This window comes from Nocardia fusca NBRC 14340 (genome assembly GCF_001618425.1).
Lineage (GTDB): Bacteria > Actinomycetota > Actinomycetes > Mycobacteriales > Mycobacteriaceae > Nocardia > Nocardia fusca.
Map to the genome: position 1 here is coordinate 39,458 of NZ_BDCU01000007.1, position 6,975 is coordinate 46,432.

At 68.0% G+C, this 6,975-nt stretch carries 5 protein-coding genes and 1 tRNA gene; 2 read left to right on the forward strand and 4 right to left on the reverse strand.

Features of this window, described 5'->3' with window-relative positions:
• Nucleotides 1–14 precede the first annotated feature (14 nt).
• Both NF4_RS01510 and NF4_RS01515 read left to right on the forward strand, forming a co-directional pair.
• Nucleotides 15–221 carry a heavy-metal-associated domain-containing protein gene (locus NF4_RS01510; protein WP_063125511.1) on the forward strand — a complete coding sequence of 69 codons (207 nt, stop codon included), beginning with the start codon at nucleotides 15–17 and terminating at the stop codon, nucleotides 219–221.
• A gap of 270 nt (nucleotides 222–491) precedes the next feature.
• Entirely contained in the window at nucleotides 492–932 is a 441-nt protein-coding gene (locus tag NF4_RS01515; RefSeq protein ID WP_063125496.1) for a VOC family protein, read from the forward strand.
• A 147-nt stretch (nucleotides 933–1,079) separates the two neighbouring features.
• Here NF4_RS01515 and NF4_RS01520 read toward each other — a convergent pair.
• From NF4_RS01520 to topA, 4 genes are all read right to left on the reverse strand, one after another.
• Nucleotides 1,080–1,155, reverse strand: a tRNA-Thr gene (locus tag NF4_RS01520).
• Between the two features lie 57 nt (nucleotides 1,156–1,212).
• Nucleotides 1,213–2,403: a DNA polymerase III subunit delta' gene (locus tag NF4_RS01525; protein ID WP_063125512.1), complete on the reverse strand. Its 1,191-nt coding sequence runs from the start codon at nucleotides 2,401–2,403 to the stop codon at nucleotides 1,213–1,215.
• A gap of 105 nt (nucleotides 2,404–2,508) precedes the next feature.
• Nucleotides 2,509–3,015 carry a DinB family protein gene (locus NF4_RS01530; RefSeq protein ID WP_063125497.1) on the reverse strand — a complete coding sequence of 169 codons (507 nt, stop codon included), beginning with the start codon at nucleotides 3,013–3,015 and terminating at the stop codon, nucleotides 2,509–2,511.
• Nucleotides 3,016–3,084: 69 nt separating this feature from the next.
• Nucleotides 3,085–6,000 (reverse strand): type I DNA topoisomerase, encoded by a 2,916-nt coding sequence (topA, locus tag NF4_RS01535; protein WP_063125498.1) that lies wholly within the window; start codon nucleotides 5,998–6,000, stop codon nucleotides 3,085–3,087.
• Nucleotides 6,001–6,975: the final 975 nt, after the last annotated feature.

Sequence of the window (6,975 nt, forward strand, 5' to 3'; positions counted from 1 at the left end):
AGGAAAACAGCGAGATGAACACGACAACGCTCAACGTCACCGGGATGACCTGCGGCTGCTGCGCCGGCAAAGTACGCGACAAGGTCGGCCGGATCGCGGGCGTCCGGACAGTCGACGTGGATGTGGCCGGAGGTCTGGTCACCATCACCGCCACGGAGCCGATCCGCCGAGAGGCGGTCGCCACCGCGGTTGAGGAGGCAGGTTTCCACCTCGCCGAGTGAACACGAGCGACGACCCGGTGCCATCCGCCCGAACGCCGACGGGAGGCACCGGGTTGTTCGATGCCACGGGCACACCGGCGAAGCATCCGCATCCGCCGGCCATCGCCAAGTGGGCACGTATCGTTGTGCGTCGCCGCTGCCACCGCACCGACGACGAGCGGTCCCAAGTTGTCGAAGCGAGGAGGCCGAGGATGTCGACGGTGACATGTCGGCTCCGTCCCAGGGGCAGATGCGGGCATCGTCGCCGCACCACACCAAAGGAGGCCTGACATGGCGATTCAACGTATGGACAACGTCCTGATCGTGGTCGAGGACCTGGACGCGGTCATCGCGTTCTTCGTCGAACTCGGTATGGAACTGGAGGGCAAAGGCCCACTCGACTGGCGTGGCGCGGAACGCGTCATCGGGCTCGACGACGTCCTACAGGACGTCGCCATGCTGCGAATCCCGGACGGCCCCGGCCGAATCGAGCTGGCGAAGTTCCACAGGCCGAAGGCCATCACCCCCGAGCCGAAAGACGCACCGGCGAACACGCTGGGTATCCGGCGCATCATGTTCGCCGTCGACGACATCGACGAAGTCATCGACCGCCTGCGCAACCACGGCGCCGAACTCGTCGGCGAGGTGGTGCAATACGAGAACATCTATCGGCTCTGTTATGTCCGTGGCCCCGAGAACATCATCGTAGGGTTGGCCGAACAGCTCACCTGAAAATTGCCGCGGGGCGCCATCACAGGGTTCGGCCCGTCGAGCGCCTCCGAAGCCTTCGTAGAAGGTCCGCCGCCGGCAGGTAACCCCGCCCGCGCGGACCGGAGACCAAGAAGGCCCTTCCCTACAACCGGGAAAGGGCCTCTGACCTGGAGCCGCCTAGGAGAATCGAACTCCTGACCTTTTCATTACGAGTGAAGCGCTCTACCGACTGAGCTAAGGCGGCGTGCCTTTCGGCGTGGCGAGTCTATCGTCTCCGACCTGGTAACGCGAAAACGGCTGGTCAGGAGGTTTGTGCGATGAGGGTGGCGGCCATGGCGGCCACCGCGAAACGGGGCTTGACGTTCCGGTCGAGGGCTGCGCGGCAGGCGAGGACGGCGTCGATCGAGCGGAGGAGGCCCTCGGGACGGACTCGTTTGGCCAGATCGCGGGCGCGGTCGGCCATATCGGGGTGGGTCATGGTGATACCGGCGGGGTCGCCGAAGGCGATGGCGAGGGCGTCGCGGTAGAGGCCGGCGATATCGAGGAGGGCGCGGTCGAGGGCGTCGCGGCCGGTGCGGGTGGCGCGGGATTTCTGGCGGCGTTCGAGGTCCTTGAGGACACCGGCCGAGCCGCGGGTGGCACCGGCGGCGCCTTTACCGGTGCCGCCGGCACCGAGGGCGGTGGCGAGTTCGTCGCGTTCGCGTTCGTCGCGTTCGGCGCTGAGCTGTTTCGCCTCGTCTTCGGCGGCCTTCACCAGTTCGTCGGCGGCGAGGTAGGCGGTGCCGCGGGTTACCGCGGTCACGACGTCCAGGGCGCGACGGCGGCGGGCGCGGGCCTCGTCGTCGGTGGCGAGGCGGCGGGCGCGGCCGATATGCCCGCCGCTCACCGCGGCCGCCCAGTCGGCCGTCTCCGGATCGAGGCCGTCGTGTTCGCGCAAGACCTGGGCAATCGCCGGAGCAGCGGGGGTGATCAGGTGAACATGCCGGCAACGGGAGCGCAGGGTGACGGAGATGTCCTCCGGATCCACCGAAGGGGCGCACAGCAGGAACACGGTCCGCTCGGGCGGCTCTTCCACCACCTTGAGCAGTACGTTGCCCGCGGCTTCGGTGAGCCGGTCGGCGTCCTCGATCACCACCACCTGCCAGCGGCCGGTGCTGGGGCGCCGGGCCGCGATCTGGACGATCCCGCGCATCTCCTTGGTGGAGATGCTCAGGCCCTCGGGGACCACCCGGCGGACATCGCCGTGCGTGCCGGCCATGGTGGTGGTGCAGGCGTGACATCGGCCGCACCCGGGCTGTTCGGGATCGGTGCACTGCAGCGCGGCCGCGAAGCACAGCGCGGCGACCTCGCGACCGGACCCGGGTGGGCCCGTGAACAGCCACGAATGCGTCATGACGCCCTCGGCCACACCGGATCGGCCGGCGACCGCGGCGGCGGTCAGATCGGCGGTCACCGAATCCTGACCCACGAGACGCTCGAAGACACCCACCACGCTCACACCCTAATACGCTCGACCGGCCACGACCGGCCACCGGGGCACACCGGTACGAGTGCTCCCCACGGTTCTGCTCTCGGCTGCCGGAATTCCCCGGCCGGACTACCCGGCGCGCTGCGCGGTGGTGTTCGCCCCGTCCAATTGTTCGCGGATGATATCGGCGTGTCCGCTGTGGTGGGCGATCTCACGGAGGATGTGCAGGACCAGGAACCGCGCGGACCACCACACACGGCCGGGTACCCACGGGTTGGTGGGCGTGGGAATCGACGCGTCCAGATCGTCCACGGCGCGGACGAGCTCGGTGGTGTTCGCGGCGACGCGCTCCCATTCGGCGAGCAGACCGGCGACCGTCTCGTCGTCGCCGATGACGTATTCGCCCGCGTAGTCCTCGAGTTTCGTTTCGGCGTTCTCGTCCCGCTCGACCAGCACCTTCGTCCAATCCCGCTCACAGCGGATGATGTGGTGCAACAGGCCACCGAGGGTCAGTTCGCTGGCGGTGGTCCGCTGTCGCGCCTGCTCATCGTCGATACCTCGCAGCGTTATCCGGAACATCTCACGCTGTTCGTCGAGCAGTTGGACGAGATCTTCGCGTTCCCGGCTACCGGGCATCGGCGCTCCTTGTCATCGGACGGTACTCGCGCGCGACGTTACTGCGACGGTCCGACAGACAACCGCTGTCTAGTCTTCGCTCTGGGAAGACGACCGGCTCGCGGACTGCTTCGCCGGGGCCTTTTTGGCGGGAGTCTTCTTGGCCGCGGTCTTCTTCGCGGCCGCTTTCGCGGTGGTCGTCTTCTTCGCCGCGGTGGTGGTCTTCTTGGCGGCGGCCTTCTTGGCCGGGGCCTTCTTCGCGGTCTTCTTGGCCGCCTTCTTCACCGGACCGCGCGCCCGCCGGTCGGCCAGCAGTTCGGAAGCGCGTTCGTCGGTGATGGACTCCACTTCGTCGCCCTTGCGGAGGCTGGCGTTGGTCTCACCGTCGGTCACATAGGGCCCGAAGCGCCCGTCCTTGATGACCATCGGCTTCCCGGTGGCGGAATCGTTGCCGAGTTCCCGGAGCGGCGCGGCTGCCGCGGCCTGTCTACCTCTGCGTTTGGGTTCGGCATAGAGCTTGAGGGCCTCGTCGAGAGTCACATTGAAGATCTGGTCCTCGGTGGCCAGCGACCGCGAATCGGTGCCCTTCTTCAGATACGGCCCGTACCGGCCGTTCTGCGCGGTGATCTCCTCGCCGGAGGCCGGGTCGTTGCCGACCACGCGCGGCAGCGACAGCAGTTTCAACGCGTCCTCGAGCGTGACCGTGGCCGGGTCCATCGATTTGAACAGCGACCCGGTGCGCGGTTTCGGCGCGTTCTTCTTCGCGGTCTTCTTGGCCGCCTGGTCCTCTTCGGGCTCCGGCAGGATCTCGGTGACGTAGGGGCCGAAACGTCCTTCCTTGACCACGATTTCGTGACCGTTGCCCGGGTCGTTGCCCAGAGTGCGGCCCTCCTGCGGAGTGGAGAAGAGTTTTTCCGCCACCTCCGGGGTGAGTTCGTCGGGCGGCAGGTCATCGGGGAGATTCGCGCGCTGGGAGGTCGGCTCGGCATCCGGCTTGTCGGGGTCGGCGACCATACGTTCCAGGTACGGCCCGTACCGGCCGACCCGCACCATCACATCGCGACCCGCGTCGTCGCTGAAGAGTTTGATGGAGTTGATCAGGCGGGCATCGATATCGTCGAGCCGCTCCCCGACCATCCGCTTCAGACCGCCGGACCGCGCGACCGAGCCCTCGGCACCGTCGTCACCACCGAAGTAAAAGCTGGACAACCAGTTTCCGCGCTGCGCCCGGCCGCCGGCGATGGCGTCCAGATCGTCTTCCATGGCGGCGGTGAAATCGAAATCGACCAGACGGCCGAAGTACTGTTCCAGCAGCCCGGTCACCGAGAAGGCCACCCAGGACGGCACCAGCGCGCTACCGCGTTTGTAGACGTACCCGCGGTCCAGGATGGTCTTGATGATCGACGAATAGGTGGACGGCCGCCCGATGCCGAGTTCCTCCAGCGATTTGATCAGCGAGGCCTCGGTGTAGCGGGCGGGCGGGTTGGTGCTGTGCCCGTCGGGATTCAACTCGACGGCGGTGACGCCCTCGCCCTCGGCGAGCTGCGGCAACCGGGTCTCGGCGTCGTCGGACTGGCCGCCGGCCTCCTCGTCGACACTTTCCACATAGGCCTTCAGGAAGCCTGGGAAGGTGATGGTGCGACCCGAGGCGGAGAACACGCATTCCTCGCCGGTGCCGGCGGTGCCGGTGATCCGCAGGGTGAGGGTGGTGCCCCTGGCGTCGGCCATCTGCGAGGCGACGGTGCGCTGCCAGATCAGCTCGTAGAGCCGGAACTCGTCGTTGTCCAGCCGCGCGTGCAGCTGGCCCGGGGTGGCGAAGGTGTCACCCGCGGGACGGATGGCCTCGTGCGCTTCCTGCGCGTTCTTCACCTTCCGGGTGTACTGCCGAGCAGTGGGATGCACGAATTCGGCACCGTAGAGCTGGGTGGCCTGGGTGCGCGCGGCATTGATCGCCGACTCCGACAGCGTGGTCGAGTCGGTACGCATATAGGTGATGTAGCCGTTCTCATACAACCGCTGCGCGGTGCGCATTGTGCGTTCCGAGGTGAACCGCAGCTTGCGACCGGCCTCCTGCTGCAGCGTGGAGGTCATGAACGGCGCATACGGTTTGCGGGTGTAGGGCTTGGACTCGGCGGAGGTCACCACCAGATCGGCGCCGTGCAGGGCCTCGGCGAGGCGGCGGGCCCGGGCCTCGTCCAGGACCAGCGCCCGGGAATCGGCCTTGAGCCGGCCGTCGGACCCGAAATCGCGGCCGGTGGCGACCCGCGAGCCGTCCACGTCGACGAGGCGAGCGGAGAAGACCCGAGGATTGGCGGAGTCGGCTTCGCCGCCGGCATCCAGTCTCGCGGCGATATCCCAGTACTCCGCCGACCGGAACGCCATCCGTTCCCGCTCGCGCTGCACGATCACCCGGGTCGCCACGGACTGCACCCGGCCCGCCGACAACCGCGGCATGACCTTCTTCCACAGCACCGGACTGACCTCGTAGCCGTACAGCCGGTCCAGGATGCGCCGGGTTTCCTGCGCGTCGACCAGGTCGTTGTCCAGGTCGCGGGTGTCGGCGGCGGCCGCGCGGATCGCCGGCTCGGTGATCTCGTGGAAGACCATCCGCCGGACCGGCACCTTCGGCTTCAGTGTCTCCAGCAGATGCCAGGCGATGGCCTCGCCCTCGCGGTCGGGGTCGGTGGCCAGATACAGCTCGTCGGCGTCGGCCAGCAGACCCTTGAGTTCGGTGACCTTGCCCTTCTTCTCCGGGCTGACGACATAGATGGGTTCGAAGTCGTTGTTGACGTCCACCCCGAGCCGCGCCCAGTCCTGGCCCTTGTACTTGGCCGGGACATCGGCCGCACCGCGCGGCAGATCACGGATATGGCCGACAGATGCCTCGACCGTATAGTCCCGCCCCAGGTAGGGCGCGATTTTGCGGGCCTTCGTCGGGGATTCGACGATGACGAGACGACGCACGGGACGACCCGCCTCGGCTGCGTTTCGGTCTCGTGTTGCCACCGGTGAATCCCTTTCCTTCTCGACCCGCTGAACACTGCTCGGTACGCAGGACGCGGCTGATTGAGCAGATGGTGACGCCTTACATCACCACCAGTCACGTTTATACCTCGACGCCGCGCGTGGTCGAACGGTTGCGACCATCGGGCGATGGCGCGTCGATGCCGTTCAGTATGCAGGGCCGCGCCGACAGTCGGCACGCACGGTGCGTCACGAATCCACGCAGTATCGACTTGACCGGTGTGCGCGAGGGCCGATCCGCCTCCGGCCCGCGCGTGGCGCGGAGCACGTTCGAGGGGTACGAGTGGCGAGCGATGGGAGTGCCCCGGCCCAGGGCGGCACGCCACCCTCCGGTCCCGGTCGTCGCCACACTACCCGCCGAGCATGCGGCGGGTGCCGGCTCCGGAAACGCGCATTCGCAATAGATACGGAGCCTTCCGGAAAACACACCGCATGGGCAGCACCGCGCGCGGAGACCACAGGTTCGGCGGCCGCACCGTCGCATGGACGTCTCCCCGGCTCGGCTGCGCTGATATGCCGAACCCGTATGGTGGGCGGGCCGCCGGGCGATAGACGTCCCGGCGAGGCGTCCACCCGGGGGCCTGGGCTCACGAATGAAGCGTCCACCCGGGGGCCTGGGCTCACGAATGAAGCGTCCACCCGGGGGCCGTTCGAGCGCCCGCCGGGAGTCGATGCCCACGAACGCACGGCCGGGGCGGACGCTGCGATGCGCCGTGACCACAGGCTCCGAGCCGACGCCCGAGTATGCCCGATACGCGCGGCCGGAGCGGAGGCCCGAGTGCGCAAGAAGCGCGTGGCGGGGCCGGGCGCCGGGGTACGCGAAGAGCGCACGACCGGAGCAGACGCCGCGGTACGCAGAAAGCGCACGGCCGGAGCGAACGCGGAGGAACGCAAAGAGCGCACGGCCGGAGCGAACGCGGAGGAACGCAAAGAGCGCACGGCCGGAGCGAACGCGGA